Origin of the sequence: Paenochrobactrum gallinarii, from assembly GCF_014205685.1 — a bacterium.
GTDB lineage: Bacteria > Pseudomonadota > Alphaproteobacteria > Rhizobiales > Rhizobiaceae > Paenochrobactrum > Paenochrobactrum gallinarii.
On the sequence record NZ_JACIIU010000002.1, the window covers coordinates 229,401 to 250,586 of the forward strand.

The 21,186-nt window shown below is 49.0% G+C and carries 24 protein-coding genes; 9 read left to right on the forward strand and 15 right to left on the reverse strand.

Annotation, left to right across the window (positions count from 1 at the left end):
• Nucleotides 1–106: 106 nt before the first annotated feature.
• Entirely contained in the window at nucleotides 107–709 is a 603-nt protein-coding gene (locus FHS77_RS03785; RefSeq protein ID WP_184220229.1) for an LOG family protein, read from the forward strand.
• A 22-nt stretch (nucleotides 710–731) separates the two neighbouring features.
• Here the strand turns inward: FHS77_RS03785 and rarD are convergent, their stop codons facing one another.
• The 3 genes from rarD to cysS all read right to left on the reverse strand — a co-directional run bounded on the left by rarD (nucleotide 732) and on the right by cysS (nucleotide 4,929).
• Entirely contained in the window at nucleotides 732–1,649 is a 918-nt protein-coding gene (rarD, locus tag FHS77_RS03790) for an EamA family transporter RarD (RefSeq protein WP_184220230.1), read from the reverse strand.
• A gap of 92 nt (nucleotides 1,650–1,741) precedes the next feature.
• Entirely contained in the window at nucleotides 1,742–3,355 is a 1,614-nt protein-coding gene (cimA, locus tag FHS77_RS03795) for a citramalate synthase (RefSeq protein ID WP_184220233.1), read from the reverse strand.
• 29 nt (nucleotides 3,356–3,384) lie between these two features.
• A complete protein-coding gene (gene cysS / locus FHS77_RS03800; RefSeq protein ID WP_184220236.1) occupies nucleotides 3,385–4,929 on the reverse strand; it encodes a cysteine--tRNA ligase in 1,545 nt (514 codons plus the stop codon).
• 405 nt (nucleotides 4,930–5,334) lie between these two features.
• On the opposite strand from cysS, the gene FHS77_RS03805 reads away from it, so the two are divergent.
• Nucleotides 5,335–5,523 carry a hypothetical protein gene (locus FHS77_RS03805; protein WP_184220239.1) on the forward strand — a complete coding sequence of 63 codons (189 nt, stop codon included), beginning with the start codon at nucleotides 5,335–5,337 and terminating at the stop codon, nucleotides 5,521–5,523.
• Between the two features lie 15 nt (nucleotides 5,524–5,538).
• On the opposite strand, the gene FHS77_RS03810 is transcribed toward FHS77_RS03805, so the two are convergent.
• A complete protein-coding gene (locus tag FHS77_RS03810; RefSeq protein WP_184220242.1) occupies nucleotides 5,539–6,150 on the reverse strand; it encodes a LysE/ArgO family amino acid transporter in 612 nt (203 codons plus the stop codon).
• A 67-nt stretch (nucleotides 6,151–6,217) separates the two neighbouring features.
• The gene (locus FHS77_RS03815) at nucleotides 6,218–6,997 is read right to left on the reverse strand and encodes an SOS response-associated peptidase (protein ID WP_184220245.1); all 780 of its coding nucleotides are present in this window, start codon (nucleotides 6,995–6,997) and stop codon (nucleotides 6,218–6,220) included.
• Between the two features lie 91 nt (nucleotides 6,998–7,088).
• Here FHS77_RS03815 and FHS77_RS03820 point away from each other — a divergent pair, with 91 nt between their 5' ends.
• From FHS77_RS03820 to FHS77_RS03830, 3 genes are all read left to right on the forward strand, one after another.
• Nucleotides 7,089–7,544 (forward strand): NUDIX hydrolase, encoded by a 456-nt coding sequence (locus tag FHS77_RS03820; RefSeq protein WP_184220600.1) that lies wholly within the window; start codon nucleotides 7,089–7,091, stop codon nucleotides 7,542–7,544.
• Between the two features lie 65 nt (nucleotides 7,545–7,609).
• Complete coding sequence (locus FHS77_RS03825) at nucleotides 7,610–8,029, forward strand: TIGR02301 family protein (RefSeq protein ID WP_184220248.1); 420 nt, start codon at nucleotides 7,610–7,612, stop codon at nucleotides 8,027–8,029.
• Nucleotides 8,030–8,186: 157 nt separating this feature from the next.
• Complete coding sequence (locus FHS77_RS03830) at nucleotides 8,187–8,444, forward strand: hypothetical protein (RefSeq protein ID WP_184220251.1); 258 nt, start codon at nucleotides 8,187–8,189, stop codon at nucleotides 8,442–8,444.
• A gap of 61 nt (nucleotides 8,445–8,505) precedes the next feature.
• Here FHS77_RS03830 and FHS77_RS03835 read toward each other — a convergent pair whose 3' ends face one another.
• Entirely contained in the window at nucleotides 8,506–9,840 is a 1,335-nt protein-coding gene (locus FHS77_RS03835) for a dihydroorotase (RefSeq protein ID WP_184220254.1), read from the reverse strand.
• Nucleotides 9,841–9,913: 73 nt separating this feature from the next.
• Between FHS77_RS03835 and ygfZ the strand changes: the two genes are divergently transcribed.
• From ygfZ to FHS77_RS03850, 3 genes are read left to right on the forward strand one after another with little or no spacing between them, the layout of a single operon-like run.
• Complete coding sequence (gene ygfZ, locus FHS77_RS03840; RefSeq protein ID WP_184220256.1) at nucleotides 9,914–10,771, forward strand: CAF17-like 4Fe-4S cluster assembly/insertion protein YgfZ; 858 nt, start codon at nucleotides 9,914–9,916, stop codon at nucleotides 10,769–10,771.
• Nucleotides 10,772–10,777: 6 nt separating this feature from the next.
• Nucleotides 10,778–11,395: a YfbR-like 5'-deoxynucleotidase gene (locus tag FHS77_RS03845; protein ID WP_184220259.1), complete on the forward strand. Its 618-nt coding sequence runs from the start codon at nucleotides 10,778–10,780 to the stop codon at nucleotides 11,393–11,395.
• Nucleotides 11,396–11,905: a tyrosine phosphatase family protein gene (locus FHS77_RS03850; protein WP_184220262.1), complete on the forward strand. Its 510-nt coding sequence runs from the start codon at nucleotides 11,396–11,398 to the stop codon at nucleotides 11,903–11,905. It abuts the gene before it with no gap.
• On the opposite strand, the gene recO is transcribed toward FHS77_RS03850, so the two are convergent.
• The 6 genes from recO to bspA form a co-directional block, all read right to left on the reverse strand.
• Complete coding sequence (gene recO / locus FHS77_RS03855) at nucleotides 11,889–12,632, reverse strand: DNA repair protein RecO (protein ID WP_184220264.1); 744 nt, start codon at nucleotides 12,630–12,632, stop codon at nucleotides 11,889–11,891. The genes FHS77_RS03850 and recO overlap by 17 nt on opposite strands.
• A 27-nt stretch (nucleotides 12,633–12,659) precedes the next feature.
• Nucleotides 12,660–13,643 carry a GTPase Era gene (gene era, locus FHS77_RS03860; RefSeq protein ID WP_374786198.1) on the reverse strand — a complete coding sequence of 328 codons (984 nt, stop codon included), beginning with the start codon at nucleotides 13,641–13,643 and terminating at the stop codon, nucleotides 12,660–12,662.
• A gap of 140 nt (nucleotides 13,644–13,783) precedes the next feature.
• Nucleotides 13,784–14,479 carry a ribonuclease III gene (rnc, locus tag FHS77_RS03865; protein ID WP_184220267.1) on the reverse strand — a complete coding sequence of 232 codons (696 nt, stop codon included), beginning with the start codon at nucleotides 14,477–14,479 and terminating at the stop codon, nucleotides 13,784–13,786.
• A 14-nt stretch (nucleotides 14,480–14,493) separates the two neighbouring features.
• The gene (gene lepB, locus FHS77_RS03870) at nucleotides 14,494–15,219 is read right to left on the reverse strand and encodes a signal peptidase I (protein ID WP_184220606.1); all 726 of its coding nucleotides are present in this window, start codon (nucleotides 15,217–15,219) and stop codon (nucleotides 14,494–14,496) included.
• 255 nt (nucleotides 15,220–15,474) lie between these two features.
• On the reverse strand, nucleotides 15,475–15,879 hold the full coding sequence (acpS, locus tag FHS77_RS03875) for a holo-ACP synthase (RefSeq protein WP_184220270.1): 405 nt from the start codon (nucleotides 15,877–15,879) through the stop codon (nucleotides 15,475–15,477).
• Between the two features lie 4 nt (nucleotides 15,880–15,883).
• Entirely contained in the window at nucleotides 15,884–16,456 is a 573-nt protein-coding gene (gene bspA / locus FHS77_RS03880; protein ID WP_184220272.1) for a type IV secretion system effector BspA, read from the reverse strand.
• A gap of 262 nt (nucleotides 16,457–16,718) precedes the next feature.
• Here bspA and FHS77_RS03885 point away from each other — a divergent pair, with 262 nt between their 5' ends.
• On the forward strand, nucleotides 16,719–17,930 hold the full coding sequence (locus tag FHS77_RS03885; RefSeq protein ID WP_374786200.1) for an MFS transporter: 1,212 nt from the start codon (nucleotides 16,719–16,721) through the stop codon (nucleotides 17,928–17,930).
• 106 nt (nucleotides 17,931–18,036) lie between these two features.
• Here the strand turns inward: FHS77_RS03885 and hemN are convergent, their stop codons facing one another.
• From hemN to pyrE, 3 genes are all read right to left on the reverse strand, one after another.
• The gene (gene hemN, locus FHS77_RS03890) at nucleotides 18,037–19,374 is read right to left on the reverse strand and encodes an oxygen-independent coproporphyrinogen III oxidase (protein WP_184220278.1); all 1,338 of its coding nucleotides are present in this window, start codon (nucleotides 19,372–19,374) and stop codon (nucleotides 18,037–18,039) included.
• A gap of 308 nt (nucleotides 19,375–19,682) precedes the next feature.
• Nucleotides 19,683–20,447 (reverse strand): Crp/Fnr family transcriptional regulator, encoded by a 765-nt coding sequence (locus FHS77_RS03895; protein WP_343060947.1) that lies wholly within the window; start codon nucleotides 20,445–20,447, stop codon nucleotides 19,683–19,685.
• Nucleotides 20,448–20,605: 158 nt separating this feature from the next.
• The gene (pyrE, locus tag FHS77_RS03900; RefSeq protein WP_184220281.1) at nucleotides 20,606–21,184 is read right to left on the reverse strand and encodes an orotate phosphoribosyltransferase; all 579 of its coding nucleotides are present in this window, start codon (nucleotides 21,182–21,184) and stop codon (nucleotides 20,606–20,608) included.
• Nucleotides 21,185–21,186: the final 2 nt, after the last annotated feature.

Genomic DNA, 21,186 nt, shown 5'->3' on the forward strand with positions numbered 1-21,186 from the left:
AAGCTGCACATCGACAACATAAACTATCCGCTTTATGTTTGAGCCTTGCCATTTAAACAGTTATAAAAGCTTCCAATTTTCATACTCATAGAAGTTCAGGAATACTATGTCCGAGATTAAGTCTATCTGTGTTTATTGCGGTTCATCAACCGGTAACAATCCTGCCTATCGTGAGGCTGGCCTTGCCTTGGGTCGCTCGCTGGCCGAACATAAAATCCGCCTTGTTTATGGCGGTGGCACCAAAGGCATTATGGGCGCTGTTGCCGAAGGCGTGATGCAAAATGGCGGCAAAGTACTTGGAATTATTCCGGAATTTTTGATTGCCAAAGAAGCCAGCGATGCAGGCATCACACATTTAAACGAAGTGATTGTCACCAAAGACATGCATGAGCGCAAACATTTGATGTTCCAGCATTCTGATGCTTTCGTAACCTTGCCGGGCGGTATCGGCACAGTGGAAGAAATCGTGGAAATGATGACATGGGCGCAGCTTGGCCGTCATAAAAAGCCGATGGTTTTTGCTAATATCAACCAGTTCTGGCAGCCCATGCTGACCCTCATTGACCATATGCGCAATGAGGGCTTCATCCATACCAACCACCAGCTACAGCCTTTGGTGATTGATGAAGTTAAAGATATTGTTCCGGCAATTTTAGCACAAAACGGCCGTGATAAGTCCGGCGATGCCGATATCATCAGCCGTATGTAACAGACAGATCAAACAGGCTGAATTATTCAGCCTGTTTGTTTGCGCGATATTGCGTAAAGCTTGACCAGCTATAAATAACCAGCCCGATCCAGATCAGCACAAAAGCGCCGAGATCAATCTTGGCAAATGGTTCTTTGAAGACAAAAACCGCGATCAGGAACATCAAAGTCGGCGCGATATACTGCATCAGACCCAATGTCATATAGCGCAGTAATTTAGCGCCCTTGGCAAAGAGAATAAGCGGAATTGCCGTAAACGGGCCTGCCAGTACCAGCCAGCCAATATCTGTCCACGTGCCATGCACAAAATGATCCTGACTTTTGCCAACCAGCATCAGAAAATAGATAAATGCCGGCAGAAAGACGATCATAATTTCCAGCGTAAAGCCCGGCAATGCAGCAACTGGCATCGACTTGCGGAAGAAACCGTAAAGACTGAATGTCAGTGGCAAGGCCAGCGAAATCCACGGCAAGCCACCATGGCTGATGGCCAGCAAAACAACAGCAGCAGCGGCAAAACCAATGGAAACCCACTGCGTTTTGTTCAAACGCTCATTCAAAAACAGGCTTGCCAGCAACACATTCAGCAGCGGATTGATATAATAGCCCAGCGCTGACGCAACTGTTTGGCCATGTTCAATAGCCCAGACATAGATCAGCCAGTTTGAAGTGACTAAAAGACCGGTGACCAACCCCATTCCAACCAATTTAGGCTGGCGCAGAATAGCTACCATTTCTTTCAGCTGCCCTGATAAAGCAAGCAATATAACAGCCACCGGCAATGACCAGATGACACGGTTTACAACCACTTCAAGGCTTGGAATATAACTCACAGCCTTGAGATAAAGTGGTAATGCGCCCCATAAAGCATAAGCACTTAACGCATAGAAAAATCCACGCGCGCTATCACTGCTCGTTGATGATGATGGTGACTTTGTCATGAATGTCCAAACAATCCGAGCAGGTCAAAAGGCTATCTGCTCACAGCCACCGATTTAAAAACAACCGGTGGCTATCCATAATTTGCAAAAAGCTAATTGACCAGTCCGATACCGGCCAATGAGCGGTTTTTCATCAGTTTATAAATCACCGAATCCATCAATGCCTGAAAAGATGCATCAATAATATTGTCGGAAACCCCAACCGTACGCCAGCGGGCACCGCTTGCATCACCTGATTCAATTAAAACACGGGTGATAGCAGCCGTACCGCCATTGAGAATACGCACTTTAAAATCAACCAGCTCCAGATCAGAAATTTCATCCTGATAACAGCCTAAATCTTTGCGCAATGCGATATCAAGCGCGTTGACCGGCCCATGCCCTTCGGCCACCGACATTTTCTGCTCACCATCCACCTGAAGTTTAACAACAGCTTCTGAAACGGTGATCAGATTGCCGGTGGCATCAAAGCGACGCTCCACCATACAACGGAACGAATCGACTTTGAAAAACTCAGGGATCGGCATCAGGCTATTGCGTGCCAGCAGTTCAAAACTGGCATCTGCGCCTTCATAGGCATAGCCTTCCGCTTCACGCTCCTTCACCAGCGATATCAGCATATCAAGACGTGAATCATCACGAGAAACCTTGATGCCGTGACGTTGCAACTCAGCCAGAAAGTTGGATTTTCCGCCCTGATCGGACACCATCACCCGCCGATGATTGCCAACTGTTTCAGGTGGTACATGTTCGTAGGTCTTTGGCTCTTTCAACAGTGCGGACGCATGAATACCGGCTTTGGTGGCAAATGCAGAGCTGCCGATAAAAGGCGCTTGTTCTGCTGGTGCGCGATTTAAAATATCATCAAAAGCGCGGGAAAGTCGGGTCAGGTCTTTCAGTTTTTCATCATTGATGCCAAGCGAAAAACGATCAGCCCAATAAGGCTTAAGCATCAAAGTCGGGATCAATGTCACCAGATTAGCATTGCCGCAACGTTCACCAATACCATTCAATGTGCCCTGCACCTGACGCACACCGGCATCAATGGCAGCCAAGGAAACAGCAACCGCCTGCTCAGTGTCATTATGGGCGTGAATGCCGAGGTGATCACCCGGTACCACCTCCATAACGGCTTGAATAATATCATGAATTTCAGCAGGCTGCGTGCCGCCATTGGTGTCACACAACACAATCCAGCGCGCGCCCGCATCATAGGCCGCCTTAGCACAAGCCAGTGCATATTCAGGATTAGCCTTAAAGCCATCAAAGAAATGTTCGCAATCGACCAGCGCTTCACGCCCTGCATCACAGGCCGCCTGAACAGATGCCGTGATGGATTCCAGATTTTCATCCAAGGTGCAGCCAAGTGCCAAATGCACATGGTAATCCCATGCTTTGGCAACAAAGCACAGGCTATCGCTTTTTGCCTGCAACAAAACCGCAAGCCCCGGATCATTGGAAGCGGAAAGCCCTGACCGCTTGGTCATGCCGAAGGCTGCAAATTTTGCCTTTTTCGTCTGTTTGGCTTCAAAGAAGGCGGTGTCGGTAGGGTTAGCGCCCGGATAACCGCCCTCAATATAATCCATGCCGAAATCATCCAGCAAAACTGCAATGGCTTTTTTGTCTTCTACCGAAAAATCAACCCCCGGCGTCTGCTGGCCGTCACGCAAGGTCGTGTCGTAGATATAGATGCGTTCTTTGCGCACTGGCTCTCCCCCATTATTATTTCCGCCGGTCATCGCACCACTTCCCATGTGGTGACACGTTCACCGCTGACCGGATCTTTGCCATCTTTCAACTGGATTCCTTCAGCCAATAAGGCATCACGAATTCGATCTGCTTCCGGCCAGTTTTTAGCTGCAATCAAAGCCAGACGCTCATTGATTTTGGCTTCAATCGCATCAGCCTGATCGGCTTTGACCTCAGCAAAAAGTGTTGCATTTTCTGCCATGAACAGCGGATCAAAAAGGCCAAGCAAAGCCAATCCCTGTCCAAGCAGCGCAATGTTCTTATCCTTATAAGCTTTGCGCAGAACAGTGATACCTGCCCAGCTGTTAATGTCATCGCTAAGCGCTTCAACCAGTTCAGACACCTGATCAAGCTCTGCAGTCAGGCCAAAGCCTTCTTCACGCAGTAAACGATACCAGCGCAGCAATTCATCGCTTGATTCTTCCAGACGCTGTGACGTCCAGTTGATCGGCTCACGATAAAGCGTCTGCAGCATGGAGAAGCGCGCAGCCAAGCCCACCCATTGTTCACGTTCACGCGCTGTCGCATCTGTTTTTTCCAGATGTGAGAAAGCCGCCAGATCACTGTTCAAAACATCTCGGATAGTGATGAAATTGCCAAGCGATTTGGACATTTTCTGTCCTTCAACCTGCAAGAAACCATTATGCATCCAGATATTGGCCATGCGCTGCGTCTCAAATGCGCAGCATGTCTGGGCAATCTCGTTTTCATGATGCGGGAAGACCAGATCGATACCACCGGCATGAATATCAAAAATATTCTTTTCCGGATCATCGCACTGCAAACCACCGCCATAAGGCTCAAGCAATTTAGCCATCGCCATGGCAGAGCACTCGATATGCCAGCCCGGACGACCATTAACCGCGATACCAGCCGGTGACGGCCAGCCCGGTTCACCCTGCTTTGAAGGTTTCCAAAGCACAAAATCCATTTCGTCGCGTTTATAGGAAGCGACATCAACACGAGCGCCTGCCAGCATTTCGTCCAGTGAGCGACGAGCCAGTGCGCCATAACGGGCACCATAACCGGAACCTGCCTTCTCGTTCATTGCTGATGGTGAGAACAGCACATGATCATCGGCCACATAAGCCACCCCACGGGCCACCAAACGGTCGATCAGCGCGCGCATTTCATCCATATGATCGGTTGCACGCGGCTGGTGGGTGGGCGCCAGATTACCCAGCGCTGTTACATCCGCCTGAAACTGTGCATTGGTGCTTTCCGTTACTTTTCGTATGGCTTCGTTAAACGGCAAATCCGGATAATCACGCACCGCACGCGCATTAATCTTATCATCCACATCCGTGATGTTACGCGCATAAGTGACATGGTTTTCACCATAAACATGACGCAACAAGCGGAAAAGAATATCAAAAACGATAACCGGACGTGCATTGCCGATATGGGCAAAATCATAAACTGTCGGCCCGCAGACATACATACGCACATTTTCCGCATCAATCGGAACGAAGGTTTCCTTTGAGCGGGTCAGCGTATTGTACAGTCTTAATTCTATATTTTGGGCAGTCATTGATCAGTCCCCTAAAAGCATCACACAAGATGCAAGCAACACAAAAACGTACTTGTCACAGCCCGCTGGCCGGAACGTTGTCATCTTGGATGTAAAAAGGAGACGAAAACGGCCGAGCCAGCAGAATGCTAGCTAATAATAATCGCACAAATACAAGTGGTGGTGGCGTTTATCGTTTTCATAAAGTCACTTATCTCTGCCGCACCGGCTTTCGTCAAGTGATTTCTGATGCCTGGTTGTGATCTAAGATGCCGCAGCCATCTGTGATTGTGCGCAATTTCAAATTGTTACGAATTTCATAGAAACACCTTAAATCAGGCTCCAAGAAACCTTTTTTCAGACTAATTCTTTGGTGAAATTAGCAGCCAGCAAATCATCACCACCTCCTCCCAAAGGTATTTTGAAATGACCAGCACCCAACACCAGCGCTCAAATAAGCAAGCCGATCACTTGTTAGCGCATTACCGCAAAATCGGCTCACCGGCCATTCTGGCAGCCGTGCGCCATATGTCATCGCGCAATAAAGTCCCGCATATCGGATATAGTCATTATAGCCAGAAGGCTCTGACCTTTGTGCTCAGCCGTAACGGCTGAGCCAGTCTGAATTTATCAAAAAAAGCGGCTGAGCAGGCTCAGTGCAATCAGGCTCATAATAACGCCGATGATCACATCCAGCACACGCCAGGCAGCAGGTTTTGCAAAGATGGGTTGCAGTAATCTCGCGCCATAGCCCAGTGCAAAGAACCAGACAAAAGATGCAATTGCCGCACCAGCGCCATAGGCTATGCGGCTCTCGCCTTCAAAGCGGGAAGACAGACTGCCCAGCAGCACCACCGTGTCCAGATACACATGCGGGTTGAGAAATGTCAGGGCAAGCGCGGTCATAAGAGCGGTTTTAAGACTACCGCCTGTTTGCTTATTCGCATGCATGGCTTCAGGATGAAGAGCGCGTTTAAACGCACCATAAGCATACCAAAACAGAAAAGCCGCACCACCGATAGTAACTACCGTAATAAGCTGAGGTGACTGGCTGATGAGCGTGCCAAGACCTGCCACACCTGCGGTAATCAGCAGGGCATCAGATAATGCGCAAATCAGACAAATGATAAAGACATGCTGGCGCAACAGCCCTTGCCTTAAAACAAAGGCATTTTGAGCCCCGATGGCAATGATCAATGAAGCGCCGAGCAAAAAACCCGATAGTGCAGCAGAAAAAAGCATAATCACCCTGATTGATGAAATTAACCTGAGGCAAAGCTGCCACTGGTTTTAAAGGCACATTTTTCGGTCAGAACATCGACAACTGCCCGCCAGAATCATCGCCGTTATCGGTTTTCTTTTTCCGTTTAGGTTCTGATTTTTGCGGTGCCAGATCTTCCTCCACCCTCTCCTGAATGTCCGGCGTGATGTTGGCCACATGATTGACCTTATCCGACACCGGAATAGCCTCAAAAAAATCGTCCTCCACCGGCTGCATCAGGTCTTCTACTTCATGCGGCAAATAATGTTTGCAATCAAGCCAGCGGCTGAAATCTTCCGGCTTGATCACCACCGGCATACGATCATGAATGGGCGCAAGCGCTTTATTGGCTTTGGTGGTCAGCAGTCCGCCCGTATCGACCTGTGAACCGTCCGCACCGCTCCAAGTTTCCATCAAAGCGCCAAAAGCAACGACACCACCTTTGCGCGGCCTGATCCAATAGGCCTGGCGCTTATTTTTATCAACTTTGCGCCATTCATAAAAACCGGAAGCCGGCACAAGCCCGCGAAAGTGATTCATCGCAATGCGAAATGAATTTTTCTGCACGGCGGTTTCCGAACGCATATTAATCATCAAAGGCCAGCTATTGGGGTCTTTTACCCATGAAGGAATAAACCCCCAACGCACCAAAATGCTTTTACGGTCTGGCAGATTGCTGCCTTCCGGTTGCGTTTCTCCCGCCACCACCATCATGATTGGCTGCGTCGGGGCAATATTATAACGGGGCGGAAATTCCGCTTCGATAATGGCGGCAATAAATGCCTCCACCTCTTCCCGTGTTGCTATTAGTGAAAATCTTCCGCACATGACGGTGATGTTCCGTTTTTTGATATGCGGGTCAAGCGAATATATGATTTAACCGAAAATGACCGAGCAGAAAGAGTGATGTGACTTGTCGATGATCAGTGAAATCTTCTCCAAACCTTTATATGATGTCTCTCCGATTGAAGGTGTGTCTGTCATCTGCCGTCGTGAGGAACGTTTTCTGCTGGTTAAGCGCGGCAAAGAACCTAAAAAAGGCTGGCTTGCCTTTCCGGGCGGCAGTGTTGAACAAGGTGAAACACCTGAACAGGCTGCGCTGCGTGAATTGCAAGAAGAAACAGCGCTTCATGCCAAAAACCTCAGACATTTTATCACCGTGGATTTAGCTCTGGATGCGGGTGCTTATGATCGCAGCTATTATCTGGCTATTTTTTGTGCTCATGAAATTTCGGGCAATGAAATGGCAGGCGATGATGCGGTATCCCTGCATTGGCTGACAGTAGAAGAAATGGACAGTTTGCTGGTAACACCCAGCACATTGGACGTTGCCCGAAAAGTTTTGCGGGCAGAAAATTCAACCAATGCGGGATAATTTTAGCATTTCGCCTTGAACTTGCCGTGTTTAGACATCAAATAGTGATCAGAAAAGGACAGCTCATGTTCAATAAAATCAAGAAATGGGCCAATCCTCAATGGGGTTATAGAGCTAGTTCTGGCGTGGTTGTTGTCGCTATAGTCTGCCTGCTAAACGGCACGGTGATTTCGGCACAAGCCAATGATGCCCCTTATGAAGGAAAAATGCTGCGTATTGCCGAAGTGTTAGGCTCTTTGCATTTTTTGCGTAACTTATGTGGTGAAAAATCACAAATCTGGCGTGAACAGATGGATGAATTGATTGCCAAAGAAAACCCCGCCGAAGCTGAACGTCTTCGACTGATTTCAAATTTCAACCGTGGCTATCGTGGTTACAGCGATACCTACAGCAAATGCACGCCTTCTGCGCTGGCTGCTATCGACAGCTACTTGAAAGAAGGTGCAACACTCTCGAAAGAATTGGTATCCCGATACGGGAATTAACTATCAATTAATTCATACGTGAATTGTCGGTTTTTTTTGATTCATATCGCGGGCAATGTGTTAGAAGAGCTAAAAAATGATGGTCGCAACATGTGCATCGTACGTGTCATCAGCACCGTAATTTTTCAGGGAAATGGCGTAAGCCGAGGTGATATCTATGCAGCATACTACGACTGATCTTGATGAACTGATTGCAGAAGAAAAAAAGCTGGCTGCGATTGAATACCAAAACGAAGCCTGGGCTGATGGTATTTCGGAAGGCATAGAATCAGAAATTTTGGCGGAGGCTGCCTTTGCCACTGCATTGACAGAGTTGATCCGTGATGCTGGCGAAGATGCAGCGCTGAACCTGATTGAGAAGATGAAAGAACAGATTATTGCAGGCGGCTTTTTATCAACACGCCCGCTGCACTGATTTTTTTAAGAGTTCCAATAAAAAAGCCGGATCATTGATCCGGCTTTTTTAATATCTTGCATCAGCGCTTTGGCAGCGCTTCCAAAAACTCAACCGCCTCTCCCAGTGACGGATTGACGATTTCGCCTTCCCACATCACTTTGTGGCCACGCACAAATGTACCAACCGGCCAGCCGGTCACTTTCTTGCCGTCATAAGGTGTCCAGCCAGCTTTGGAACCAGCCTGTGCATGCGTAATGGTTTCAACGCGCTTCATGTCCACAATGGTCAGGTCAGCATCATAACCAACGGCAATACGCCCCTTGTTGGCCATACCGAAAATGCGGTTCGGGCCAGCGCTGGACAGATCAACGAAGCGTTCCAGTGACAATTTACCGGCATTCACATGATCAAGCATGATCGGAACCAAGGTCTGCACACCGGTCATGCCGGATGGGGACGCCGGATAAGGCTTGGCCTTTTCTTCTAATGTGTGCGGCGCATGGTCAGAACCCAGCACATCAACAATGCCCTGTTCAATACCATGCCAGACACCATCACGGTGGCGGCGGTCACGCACCGGCGGGTTCATCTGAATGAGATTGCCAAGCGTTGCATAATCATCAGACGACAAGGTCAGGTGATGTGGTGTTGCTTCGCAGGTTGCCACATCTTTGTGATCCTGCAAAAACAGAATTTCTTCCGCTGTCGAAATGTGAAGCACGTGGATGCGTGCGCCGGTTTCTTTGGCAATGCGCACCAGACGTTGCGTGCAGGTCAAAGCTGCAATCTCATCGCGCCAGACCGGATGGCTGGACGGATCGCCCGCAACGCGCAAATTTTCACGCTCTTTCAAGCGGTATTCATCTTCCGAATGGAATGCAGCGCGGCGGCGGGTATTTTTAAGGATGGAGCGCACGCCCTCATCGTCATCCACCAACAGATCACCGGTTGAAGAACCCATGAACACTTTGATACCGGCAGCACCCGGCAGACGCTCCAACTCAGCCACATCCTTGGCATTTTCGCGCGTGCCGCCAACCCAGAAAGCAAAATCGCAATGCATGCGATGATGGCCGCGGCGCACTTTATCCGCTAATGTTTCAGGCGTTGTGGTCAGCGGGTTGGTGTTTGGCATTTCAAAAACAGTGGTTACACCACCAAGGACTGCCGCTTTAGAACCGGTTTCCAAATCTTCTTTATGATCAAGACCCGGCTCGCGGAAATGCACCTGACTGTCGGTCACGCCTGGCAAAATATGCAGGCCGGTGCAATCAATTACCTCTCCGGCAGAATGATGCTGCAACGAGCCAATCGCCGCGATGCGTCCGTTGACAATACCAATATCACGCTGGCCGGTGCCATCGTGATTTACCAGCGTTGCATTTTTAAGGATGGTATCAAAGGTCTGTGCCATGTTTACACTCCGGTCTTGCGGCTGTCGTCAATGCGGCTTACGTAAGACTTATGGCAAAGGCAAGGAAGAAGACATGACTCTCTCCGGAAAATCCGCAAATTTAGAAAATCGCGCTTTGGTGCTGGTGACAGGTGAAGAAGCAGAAAAATTTCTCCAGGCTGTGATTACGACTGACCTGAGCTCTCTTGGTGCGGATGAGCTGAAACCCGGTGCATTGCTGACACCGCAGGGAAAAATCATGTTTGATTTTCTGGTGTCGCGGGTTGAAAACGGCTTGCGATTGGATATGCCGGAAGAAATTGCTGAAAGCCTGATGAAGCGTTTGATGCTTTATCGTTTGCGCTCAAAAGCGGAAATTACACAAAGTTCTGAATCACTTATTGCTGTTTCTTGGCAAGATACCTTCGCTTCTTCACAAAGTGATTCAAGCAAGCGTGATTGCCGTTTTCCTGAAAGCCTGAATGTGCGCCGTATCTATGGCCAGCAATGTGAAGAAAATAATATTGAAGGCTGGACAGCTTTACGCATTACCAATGGCATCGCCGAAGGCAGCAATGACTTTGCCTATAATGACCTCTTCCCGCATGATGCCAACTTCGATCAGTTCGGCGGCGTTTCCTTCACTAAAGGCTGCTTCATTGGGCAGGAAGTTGTCTCCCGTATGCAGCATCGCGGCACAGCACGCCGACGCGCAATGGTGGCAAGTTCCACCAGCAATTTGCCGGAAAAAGGCACGGCTTTAACTGTTAGTGCGCGTGAGATCGGTAATCTTGGAGAAACATGCGGCAATCAAGCCATCGCCTTTGTGCGTATTGACCGTGTGCAGGACGCATTGGACAGCCAAACCCCGATCATGGCAGGGGAAGTGGAGGTAAGTCTTACCATTCCGCCAACTGCAAAATACACAATGCCGATTAAAGATCAGGAATAATCCGACATGGCGGCAGCAGATCAAAGTGCCGGTCAGGTTCGTGCATGGCAGCGTATGTTGTCAGGGCGCAGACTTGACCTGCTCGACCCCTCACCTTTTGATGTCGAGATTGAAGACATTGCCCATGGCCTTGCGCGTGTGGCACGCTGGAACGGCCAGACCCTTGGTGAACATGCCTATTCTGTAGCGCAGCATTCGCTGTTGGTTGAGCAGATTTTCAATCATATCAAACCCGATGCCCATATTGACTGGCAATTGCTTGCTCTTTTGCATGATGCGCCTGAATATGTCATTGGCGATATGATCTCACCGTTTAAAGCGGTGATGGGCGGCGACTATCAGCAGATCGAGAACCGTCTGGAAACCGCCATTCATTTGCGCTTTTCACTGCCTGCCAAAATACCGGTTCCGCTAAAAAAGCTCATCAAACAGTCTGATCGCATTGCGGCTTTTTATGAAGCGGTGCAGCTTGCCGGTTTTACTGAACAAGAGGCCGTGCGTTATTTCGGCCGCCCGCGCGGGATCAATCCTGAAATGATCAGGCTTGAGCCACAACCGACTGGTCAGGTGCAGCAAGCATTTCTTGCCCGTTTTGCCGATCTTGAAAGCAAGCGGAAAATTTAAATGGCGGAAATCATTGTCACGCCGCAATCAAAGCTTGCTGAAGCAATTGCGCAATATGTTCCGCAAAAAATCATCACTTTGGTAAGCCCTGATGCGCAGGTGTCTTTGCCGGTCACATTAAGTGCCGACGATTATTTGCGTTTAAATTTCAATGATATTACCGAACCACGCGATGGATTTGTAGCGCCGGAAGCTGAACATATTCATGCAATTTTAAATTTTGCGGCCAGTTGGAATGGTGAAAAACCGCTGCTTATTCATTGTTTTGCCGGTATTTCACGCTCAACGGCAGCAGCTTACATTCTGATGTGTGCATTGAAACCAGCATTGAGTGAACATGAAATGGCATTGGTTTTGCGCCAATTAGCGCCTTCAGCCACGCCCAATATTCGGCTTGTTGCATTGGCCGATGAAATCTTAGGGCGCAAAGGTGCAATGCGTCAGGCCATTCAAAATATTGGCCGCGGTGCGGATGCCTTTGAAGGCTCTGTTTTTAAGCTGGCTCTGTGACGTTTAAAAGTCGGTTCAAAGCATTCAAAAAACCGGCGCGCGCTTCTGGCGGCACTTGCGCGCGTGGTTCCCATACATGTCGCATCAGAAAAAAGCCGGTTAATTTATAAGCGCTTTGTATGTCGTCCAGACAAGATGGTCTGATTTGATTACTCACGACAAATTCCGGCAGGCTTAGCAGTTTATCTGCCCATGGCGCGCCGCCTTCACGCGACACTGCCCTGCCCGATTTAGGCGAAACATAAATCAGATCATCAACCGCACCGGTCGCAGCACAATTGCGCAGATCCAGACCAAAGCCCAGTTCTTCCAACAGCATCAGCTCAAAGCGCAACAATAATTCGCCCGAGGCAAAGGCATCGTCAAAATGATTGATAATTAGCCCCAGTGTCTCATAAAGCCCTGTATGCGCATCACGCTCCGGCAATAATCTTAAATGGCAACCTGCAAGCTGAATGCCATAAAGCGCAATCGGGCTTTCAATCAGCCGTGCCGCAGCAAAGCCCAACGGCTCGATCTGGAACGCGCCCATATGTTCATCAAGGCGCGCCCACCAATGAATCGAAACGTGATTACCCGGTTGCAACAAAGGCTGCATCCGGCGTGAACGCCCGCCACGGACAAGCCCGAGATGGCGTCCGTGATGACGGGTCATGACCTCCAGAATAACACTGGTTTCGCCGTGTTTCCGTGTGCCAAGGACAATACCTTCATCACGCCATTCCATCTGAATTCAAACCTTATGATGTCAGGTTTATGAATTAGGGAAAGTCAGACCCATTTCGCGGTAGCGCTCCGGATCATTGCCCCAGTTTTCACGTACCTTCACAAACAAGAAGAGATGCACCGGCTGTTCCAGAATGTCTGCAATTTCTTTACGTGCCGACTGGCCGATAGCTTTAATTGTCTCGCCTTTAGCCCCAAGCACAATCTTCTTCTGGCTGTCGCGCTCAACATAGATCACCTGTTCAATACGAACAGAGCCGTCTTTGCGTTCTTCCCAGCGCTCGGTCTCGATGGTTGAAGAATATGGCAGCTCTTCATGCAAGCGCAGGTAAAGCTTTTCACGGGTAATTTCTGCTGCAAGCTGACGCATCGGCATGTCGGAAATCTGATCTTCCGGATAATACCAAGGGCCATTCGGCACAGCATCAGCCAGATATTTGGTCAGATCTTTACAGCCCGAACCATTCAGCGCCGAGATCATGAAAGTGCGATCAAAATTGGCTTTTTCATTGGCAGCGGCTGTCAGCTTCAACAATGCCGGCGGGTCAACGCGGTCCACTTTATTCAGCACCAGAATTTTCTTCTGGCGTACATTTTCAAAGCTTTCCAGCAGCGCAACAGCATTATCATTCATGCCGCCCTGTGCATCAATGATAACCAGAATAATATCGGCATCTTTAGCGCCGCCCCAAGCGGTGGTCACCATCGCGCGATCAAGACGACGCTTCGGGCGGAAAATACCCGGTGTATCGATCAGCACAACCTGACTGTCACCTTCAATGAAAATACCACGTACCAGCGCGCGTGTTGTCTGCACCTTGTGGGTGACGATTGAAACTTTCGTACCAACGAGCTGATTAACCAGTGTCGATTTACCGGCATTTGGCGCACCAATCAGTGCAACAAAGCCCGAACGCGTTGTCATATTTTCAAATGCCTGATTTTGACTTTCAGCATTTTCTGGCGCAGAATTTTCTTGTCCATCCGGCGCAGTCTTATTGTTATTTTCCATTTTCTGCCCTTCCGGCACGCTCAGACTTTAAAATCCGGCTTCTTATTCTTCCAATATAAAAGCAGCTGTGACGCGTCACACGCATCCCAACTGCTTCATTATAACCTGATTATCTGCATATTTCATCATTAATGCAGATTTCAATCCTGTTTCCATACGCCTTCGCGTAAAAGCACTTTTTCAGCGGCCACTTGCTGCGCCAATCGCTTGGAACGGCCATCACCACGTTCTGACGGGAAGCCTGCAATCGTGACTTCCACCGTAAATTGCGGATCATGATCAGGGCCGCTGCGGCCAATCACTTCATAAACCGGATGCAAATTGCCCTGCTGATGTGCCCATTCCTGCAATTCGGTTTTCGCATCACGACGCGCGGCACCGGTTTGCTGTGAACGGGTTTTCCAATAACGATCAATAAAGCCACGCGCTGCATCCAGACCGCCATCCAGATAGATGGTGGCAATCAGCGCTTCAATCACATCGGCGCGCACATTGGCAAGGCGCTTGTCCTTCACGGTTTTAATATCGGCACCGGTGCGGATAATATTACCGAGCGCCAATTCATCGGCAATGGCAGCACAGGTTTCGGCATTTACCAGCGCATTCAGACGTACCGACAATTCACCTTCAGCAGCATCCGGAAATGCCGTATAGAGCATTTCTGAAATGCAAAGCCCGAGCACGCGGTCGCCTAAGAATTCCAGCCGCTCATAACTTTCGCCCGCCTGCACCTGCACGCTGGAATGGGTTAAAGCCTTTTCCAATCGTTCAAGATTAGCGAATTTATGGCCTGTGCGCTCTTCAAGGAGCGCAAGGTTTTGTGCATCTAACGGCATGATATGCTCAACTATTATGGCGCTGTAACTTCTGTATCCGGCTTACCGTTGACCGAGGTCAGCAAACGGCTGCCACGCAATTCGGATGGCCACTTCCAGATTTCCAGCGGGCTTGCCTTACCGGCAATCGAGAAGAAGATGATATTGGCACGGCCAACAAGGTTTTCGTAAGGCACATAGCCTACACCAAAGCGGCTATCGAGAGAATTATCACGATTGTCGCCCATCATGAAATAATGCCCTTCCGGCACTTCAAACACGCGGGTATCATCACCCATGGTGCCCTGCGCCAGATCCAGCGTATCATAGCTTACACCATTTGGCAGGGTTTCGCGATAAACATCAACAGGACGGTTCTGCTCGGTCACATCCGGATTGCTGATCGTGCCGATTTTCTCGCGCTGCACCGGCTCATCATTGATATAAAGTGCACCGCCGCGCATCTGAACGCGGTCACCCGGTAAGCCAATCACACGTTTGATGTAATCAATATTGGTGTCGCTTGGGAGCTTGAAAACAACCACATCACCACGCTTTGGCTCCGAGCCCCAGATACGGCCGGAAAATAAATCCGGTGACAAAGGCAGAGAATATTTCGAAAATCCATAGGAGAATTTAGAAACAAAGAGATAATCGCCCTCAAGCAAGGTTGGGCGCATAGAGCCTGAAGGAATGCTAAACGGCTGGAACAAAACTGTCCGGATGACCAGCGCCAACAAAAGTGCCTGGACGATAACCATGATGGTTTCGCCGATACCACCGGATTTTTTAACTTTGTTCTTGCTCGACACGTTCTACGATCTCCGTATTGGATATGGCATTTTTAACATTATGCGTATCAAAACTGATGTAACGCACAATCCCAATCATTATGCTGCATAAAATAACCGATAAAGTGCCGGTCAAGCAGCTAAAACCCGAAGCAATTGGCTAACGGTCAAATCAACTTCGCCCGTCACCAACCCAGCCTTAAAAAAGAAATCACCGAAATGCAATTAAGCAGGCCGCTTTATTGCTTCAATAATCACAAAAGCCTGCGCGAGAGGAAAATCATCGGTAATTGTCAGATGTATGGCAAAGTCACAATCATCCGGCATTATTCTGTGGAGAGCGTCCAAAGCGCCACCGGTCAGCTTCATCGTCGGCTTGCCGGAAGGCAGGTTAACCACCCCCATATCACGCCAGAAAACTCCTTGTGCAAGCCCCGTTCCCAATGCTTTGGAACATGCTTCCTTGGCCGCAAAGCGCTTGGCATAAGAGGCAGCTTTTTGCTTGCGACCTTCTGATTTTTTCTGCTCAAGATCGGTAAAAACGCGCGTTTTAAAACGATCACCATGTCGATCAAGCGCTTTTTCAATTCTGCGAATGTCGATCAGATCACTGCCGATACCAATAATCATCTGTTTAAGATATCCTGCTCTCACGCCGCATCAATTGACGGCTCATGCGGTTTTCAGCCTGCTTTTTACGAAATCCCGTCACGCAAACCCGTGTCACACCATAAACAAGCACTGCAAATAAAGCGCCTAAAATAGTCGAGCCTAACAGCATCGGCTTGATCAGTGGTGTCCAGATTTCGGTAAACCGCATGGTTTCAAGCGCGCGCACAAGATTGAGCGAACCTGCCCCATCAGCATTACCGCCACTAATCACAAAACGGCCAAGCTCATAGGTGCCGCCCCAAATGAAGGGCAAGGTCAAAGGATTAGCAACAGCCGTTCCTAAAGCTGCCGCGCCAATATTGCCGGCAAGCAGATAGGCCAAGATGACCGCAATGATAAAATGAAAGCCGAAAAACGGCGTAAAGGCTGCGAATACGCCAATAGCCAACCCGGCCGCAATTGCATGCGGGGAAGCCGTAATCCGCATAATCCGCTTGCCATAATAGCGGAATGATCGGGAAAATGATCTGCGAGGCCACAATAGAAGACGGGTCTTCTCACTGAAACTCGGCTTGTGACGAGAGCGAAACAACATATTGCTGTCATACCCGGGCTTGCGCCCTGAAACAATTACTAAATGCTTAACAAATATAGCCCAGCACAGTCAAATATACAAATATTAACCGGAAAGTTCACTCCACGGTCATTTCTCGCATCATGTCAGCGTACCGGAAATTCCGACAAATATGAATGAGACGATCAATCCTTTTAATTTGACTAGCCATTGCTTGCTCAATAACTAAAGTAGACTAGGTTATTATATTACAAATATGCGCCTCCGGAGCACGACTATGACGATGAATACGGCTGATGAGACCAGCCTGGGCTCTAACAGGCCATCCGAAACAACTGCAATCAACATCATTCTGGCCGTTAGTTTCGGCCACTTTCTCAATGATATGATGCAATCGCTGCTACCGGCGATTTATCCGATTTTGAAGACTAATTATAGCCTGACATTCTGGCAGATTGGCTTGCTGACCTTTGTCTTTCAGCTGACTGCCTCCATTTTACAGCCTGTTGTCGGCATTTATACCGATAAACGACCAATGCCTTATTCGCTCACCCTTGCTATGGCTTGTACTTTTGTCGGCCTGATTGTGCTTGCCAATGCGCATAATTTTAACATGTTGCTGCTGGGCGCCGCCTTGGTTGGTCTTGGCTCCTCAATTTTCCACCCTGAATCATCGCGCGTTGCGCGCCTTGCCTCAGGTGGCCGACACGGATTTGCCCAATCGCTGTTTCAGGTCGGCGGCAATATCGGCTCGTCGCTTGGTCCCTTGCTTGCAGCCTTTATCGTACTGCCATTTGGTCAGGGAAGTGTGAGCTGGTTCTCGATTGCAGCGCTCATCGGCATGTATGTGCTGTGGCGTGTCGGTCAATGGTACACGGCCTATCGTCTGGCCAATGCAAAGCGACCGCAAGCTGATAAGGCACTGCCACTACCGGGCAAGAAGGTGGCTTTTGCTATTGGTGTTTTGGCTGTGCTGATTTTCACCAAATATATCTATCTGGCGAGCTTCACCAGCTATTACACTTTCTACACGATCAGCCATTTTGGTGTGAGTGTGCAGACATCGCAAATTCTGCTGTTCTTATTCTTGGGCTCAGTAGCAGCAGGCACCATTGTTGGTGGCCCGATTGGCGACAAGATCGGCACCCGCACTGTGATTTGGGTTTCAATTTTAGGTATTCTGCCTTTCACCCTTATCCTGCCTTATGCCAACCTGCCGCTGACAGCCGTGCTGACAATGGTAATCGGCTTTGTGCTGGCCTCAGCTTTTCCTGCGATTATCGTTTTTGCGCAGGAATTATTGCCGGGTCGTGTGGGTATGGTTTCAGGTCTTTTCTTCGGCTTTGCCTTTGGTATTGCCGGTATTGCGGCAGCGCTCTTAGGTATTGTAGCGGACGCAAAAAGCATTGAATATGTTTATCATGTCTGCTCGTTCCTGCCAGCCCTGGGACTTACAGCCATTTTCCTGCCGAAACTACATAAACACAAAGCCTGAAATAAGCGCTTAAAATGAAAGCATCGCACTCAGCCCCCACTGAGTGCGATGCCCATTGCCGCTCCCCCCGCATAAATGCACGGGCCGGCTACCCCACAAGTCCAGCTCAAACGGCGAAGCTAAAGCCGTGAACATTTCCCCTGCGGAATTCATCAAATATTGCAGCAACTGGCCGAATAAGCTGTCGTCTTTGACGCGACATTGCCACGATGCCATCTCTGACAGTCACGATACCATCAGCAATCAATGGCCGTAATAGAGCCATTTCATCTGAAAAATCAACACCTAAGGCCAGCTTGTTCAGATCTGCCTGAAAATTGCACATCAGTGCCAATATAACGTCAGCACGAGTGCGATCTCTATCGCGCATAATATGCCCACGCAGCGTCGCCAGTCGACCCTCTCTGACAGAGAGGCCATATTGTTTAATATCGGATATATTTTGCGCAAAACCGCCCCAGAATTGTGAAATAGATGAAGGTCCGAAGCCAATCAAAGTTGGGCAGTTGTCATCTGTGTAACCTTGGAAATTGCGGTTTAACCGCCCTTCCCGTGCTGAAACAGCCAAAGGATCATCGGATAAGGCAAAGTGATCTATGCCGATTTCCTCATAGCCGAAGTCTGTAAAACACTGGCGCACAACGGCTGCCTGTGCATAGCGCGCATCTGCATCCGGCAGCGCGGCATTATCAATCAAACGCTGATTGGCGCGGCGCTGCGGCAGATGTGCATAACCGTAAAAAGCAATACGATCAGGTGCAAATTCACGCACGCTCTGACATGTCTGACGCAATGTTTCTTCTGTCTGCAAAGGCAGACCGTAAATAAGATCGAAGTTAATCCGTTCAATGCCGGCACCACGCAGATTATCCACCGCCTGTTTTACTACAGATAATGGCTGCACACGCCCGATAGCTTTCTGAACTTCCGGATCAACATCCTGCACGCCCAGTGAAGCACGGTTTACGCCCTGCGCGGCCAGTACTTTGGTCAGTTCAGCCGTGACTGTGCGCGGATCAAGCTCGATGGCATGTTCCATATGCGGATCAAAATCAAAATGCTCACGCAATGCAGCAATAATTTTTTCAAACTGCTGCGCATGTAAAATAGAAGGTGTACCGCCGCCCCAATGCAAATGCTTGACTTGAGGACGTGATGACAAATGCCGGCCGACAAGGTGGATTTCGGCCAGTAAATCCTGCACAAAATTATCGATCACATCATCACGGCGCGCGACCTTCGCATGACAACCGCAATAATGGCAAAGCTGACGGCAATAAGGAATATGCAAATAAAGTGAAACAGCTTCTTGCGGCCCCAATTGGCGCAGCCAGCTGCTCATATGTGTTGGCGTGACCTGCTGCGTAAAATCTGCGGCTGTCGGATAAGATGTATATCTAGGAACAGCCAACGAAGCATAATGACGGACGATTTCTTCTTGCATCTTAGCGCACCGACTTCTTGACCTTTGCCAGTAAAGGCACCGGATGACCAAAGCTAAGCACGGAGAACCCAAGAAGATTTATGAAAATCATGGCAGCCCAGAATGTCATCACCAGCCTCGTACAGACTATAAAAATCCTTTCCGGCAGTAATGATGTATCAAAGCCGGATTCAATTTCCTGCTATCAGGGAAATTATGTGATGATAGTAGCCAGCGCGAACATAATCAGCATTGATCATAATCAATCATGCAGACGCAATAATATTAAATATAATTAATCTGTGGGGAAACAAATACTGCCGGAGCGATCAAGCGTTCGCGGTGCTCATCAGATGGGTAATATCCAACCCTGCTACAGCAGCCAATGAACGGTAAGAAGTAATCTCGACCGTGTTGGCATCAATGAGGCGGATGAGTCCCTGCGTCTTCAGCTTGGTAAAGCTGCGGCTGACTGTTTCAATCGTGAGCCCTAAATAATCAGCAATATCGGTACGGTTCATCGCCAGATGCACCGGATTGCTTGTCGTTTCTGCCTGCGGACGGTTGGCCAAAAGCAGCAAAAAGCTTGCCAGTTTTTCCACGGGCGCCAAGCGGCCAAGGATCATCTGATTATCATGCGCCTGACGCAGCGCAAATTTGGTCATTTCGTAAAGGCGCTCTTTCAGTTGCGGATAACGCTCCATCAGAGCATTCATTTCACGATCTGAAAATGAACATAAAACTGAAGGCACAACCGCCTCCACCGTTTGCGAATGCACTTCATCATCCGCAAGCCCCAGATAGCCACCAGGAAATAAAAAGCCTGAAATCTGACGACGACCATCGGGCAGCGATGTATAAAGACGCAACATGCCGGAGGTTAAACTATAGACGCGGGTTTTCTCCTGCCCCTCTTCCACCAGCATTTCATTGGCGCCAAGCTGCTTCGAGCTCATAATCGCTTCCAGTGCATCAAGCTCATCGCCATCCAAAGCTGCACAAACCGCAAGATGACGTACACAGCAATCTGCACAGATGCTGCATGTTTCACGTTTTGGTTTTTCGGCTGGATGACACGGTAGAGCTGAAGACACTATTTACTGACCCTTGTATGACTTTTAAAAAATGATGCTATTTTCATTGAATACAAGTACCATTACTCTGGCAATTTGTCAGATAGCACAAGGAATTGCGAGATAAATCTTTATCCCGCAACTCTTGTTTTCAATATTTTAGTAAAAAAATGCCGTAGTTAAATATTACGGCTACCCGGTTTTACAGCCGGAATGGCCTGTAATTCAGGCGGCAATGCATCTGCCGGATAAGCAGGCACTTCATATTCTGCCAATGCAATCAAGCGTGTACCAACATCGGCCTTACCGGCTGAGCGATCAACGATACAAGCAGCAGCCACCACTTCGATGCCAATATCTTCCATGCAAGCAATTGTTTCGCGGATAGAAAGACCGGTCGTCACAATATCTTCCACGATAACAACGCGCGAGCCTTTTGGCACATCAAAGCGACGCAGGCGGAAAACACCGTTTTCACGCTCGACCCAAACGGATGGCACACCCAAATGGCGCGATGTTTCATAAGAAGGGATCAATCCGCCGATTGCAGGGCCGACCACATAATCGATCGGGCCAAGGTCAGCTGCTTTAATCTTTTCAGCCAAGGCTTTGCAAAGTTTTTCTGTCTTGTCAGCATGCATAAAGACGCGTGCTTTTTGCAAGAAAACAGGGCTACGCAAACCTGAGGTGAGGATAAAATGGCCTTCAAGGATGCCGCCCGCCTCGCGAAAAACGGCCAAAACGTCATCGGTATTCATGT

Bases quoted from the DNA above. Each gene is read 5' to 3' on its own strand.
- FHS77_RS03785 (WP_184220229.1), top strand. From the start codon at position 107: ATGTCCGAGATTAAGTCTATCTGTGTTTATTGCGGTTCATCAACCGGT.
- rarD (WP_184220230.1), bottom strand. From the start codon at position 1,649: ATGACAAAGTCACCATCATCATCAACGAGCAGTGATAGCGCGCGTGGA.
- cysS (WP_184220236.1), bottom strand. From the start codon at position 4,929: ATGACTGCCCAAAATATAGAATTAAGACTGTACAATACGCTGACCCGC.
- FHS77_RS03805 (WP_184220239.1), top strand. From the start codon at position 5,335: ATGACCAGCACCCAACACCAGCGCTCAAATAAGCAAGCCGATCACTTG.
- FHS77_RS03810 (WP_184220242.1), bottom strand. From the start codon at position 6,150: ATGCTTTTTTCTGCTGCACTATCGGGTTTTTTGCTCGGCGCTTCATTG.
- FHS77_RS03815 (WP_184220245.1), bottom strand. From the start codon at position 6,997: ATGTGCGGAAGATTTTCACTAATAGCAACACGGGAAGAGGTGGAGGCA.
- FHS77_RS03820 (WP_184220600.1), top strand. From the start codon at position 7,089: ATGATCAGTGAAATCTTCTCCAAACCTTTATATGATGTCTCTCCGATT.
- FHS77_RS03825 (WP_184220248.1), top strand. From the start codon at position 7,610: ATGTTCAATAAAATCAAGAAATGGGCCAATCCTCAATGGGGTTATAGA.
- FHS77_RS03830 (WP_184220251.1), top strand. From the start codon at position 8,187: ATGCAGCATACTACGACTGATCTTGATGAACTGATTGCAGAAGAAAAA.
- FHS77_RS03835 (WP_184220254.1), bottom strand. From the start codon at position 9,840: ATGGCACAGACCTTTGATACCATCCTTAAAAATGCAACGCTGGTAAAT.
- ygfZ (WP_184220256.1), top strand. From the start codon at position 9,914: ATGACTCTCTCCGGAAAATCCGCAAATTTAGAAAATCGCGCTTTGGTG.
- FHS77_RS03845 (WP_184220259.1), top strand. From the start codon at position 10,778: ATGGCGGCAGCAGATCAAAGTGCCGGTCAGGTTCGTGCATGGCAGCGT.
- FHS77_RS03850 (WP_184220262.1), top strand. From the start codon at position 11,396: ATGGCGGAAATCATTGTCACGCCGCAATCAAAGCTTGCTGAAGCAATT.
- recO (WP_184220264.1), bottom strand. From the start codon at position 12,632: ATGGAATGGCGTGATGAAGGTATTGTCCTTGGCACACGGAAACACGGC.
- era (WP_374786198.1), bottom strand. From the start codon at position 13,643: ATGGAAAATAACAATAAGACTGCGCCGGATGGACAAGAAAATTCTGCG.
- rnc (WP_184220267.1), bottom strand. From the start codon at position 14,479: ATGCCGTTAGATGCACAAAACCTTGCGCTCCTTGAAGAGCGCACAGGC.
- lepB (WP_184220606.1), bottom strand. From the start codon at position 15,219: ATGGTTATCGTCCAGGCACTTTTGTTGGCGCTGGTCATCCGGACAGTT.
- acpS (WP_184220270.1), bottom strand. From the start codon at position 15,879: ATGATTATTGGTATCGGCAGTGATCTGATCGACATTCGCAGAATTGAA.
- bspA (WP_184220272.1), bottom strand. From the start codon at position 16,456: ATGTTGTTTCGCTCTCGTCACAAGCCGAGTTTCAGTGAGAAGACCCGT.
- FHS77_RS03885 (WP_374786200.1), top strand. From the start codon at position 16,719: ATGAATACGGCTGATGAGACCAGCCTGGGCTCTAACAGGCCATCCGAA.
- hemN (WP_184220278.1), bottom strand. From the start codon at position 19,374: ATGCAAGAAGAAATCGTCCGTCATTATGCTTCGTTGGCTGTTCCTAGA.
- pyrE (WP_184220281.1), bottom strand. From the start codon at position 21,184: ATGAATACCGATGACGTTTTGGCCGTTTTTCGCGAGGCGGGCGGCATC.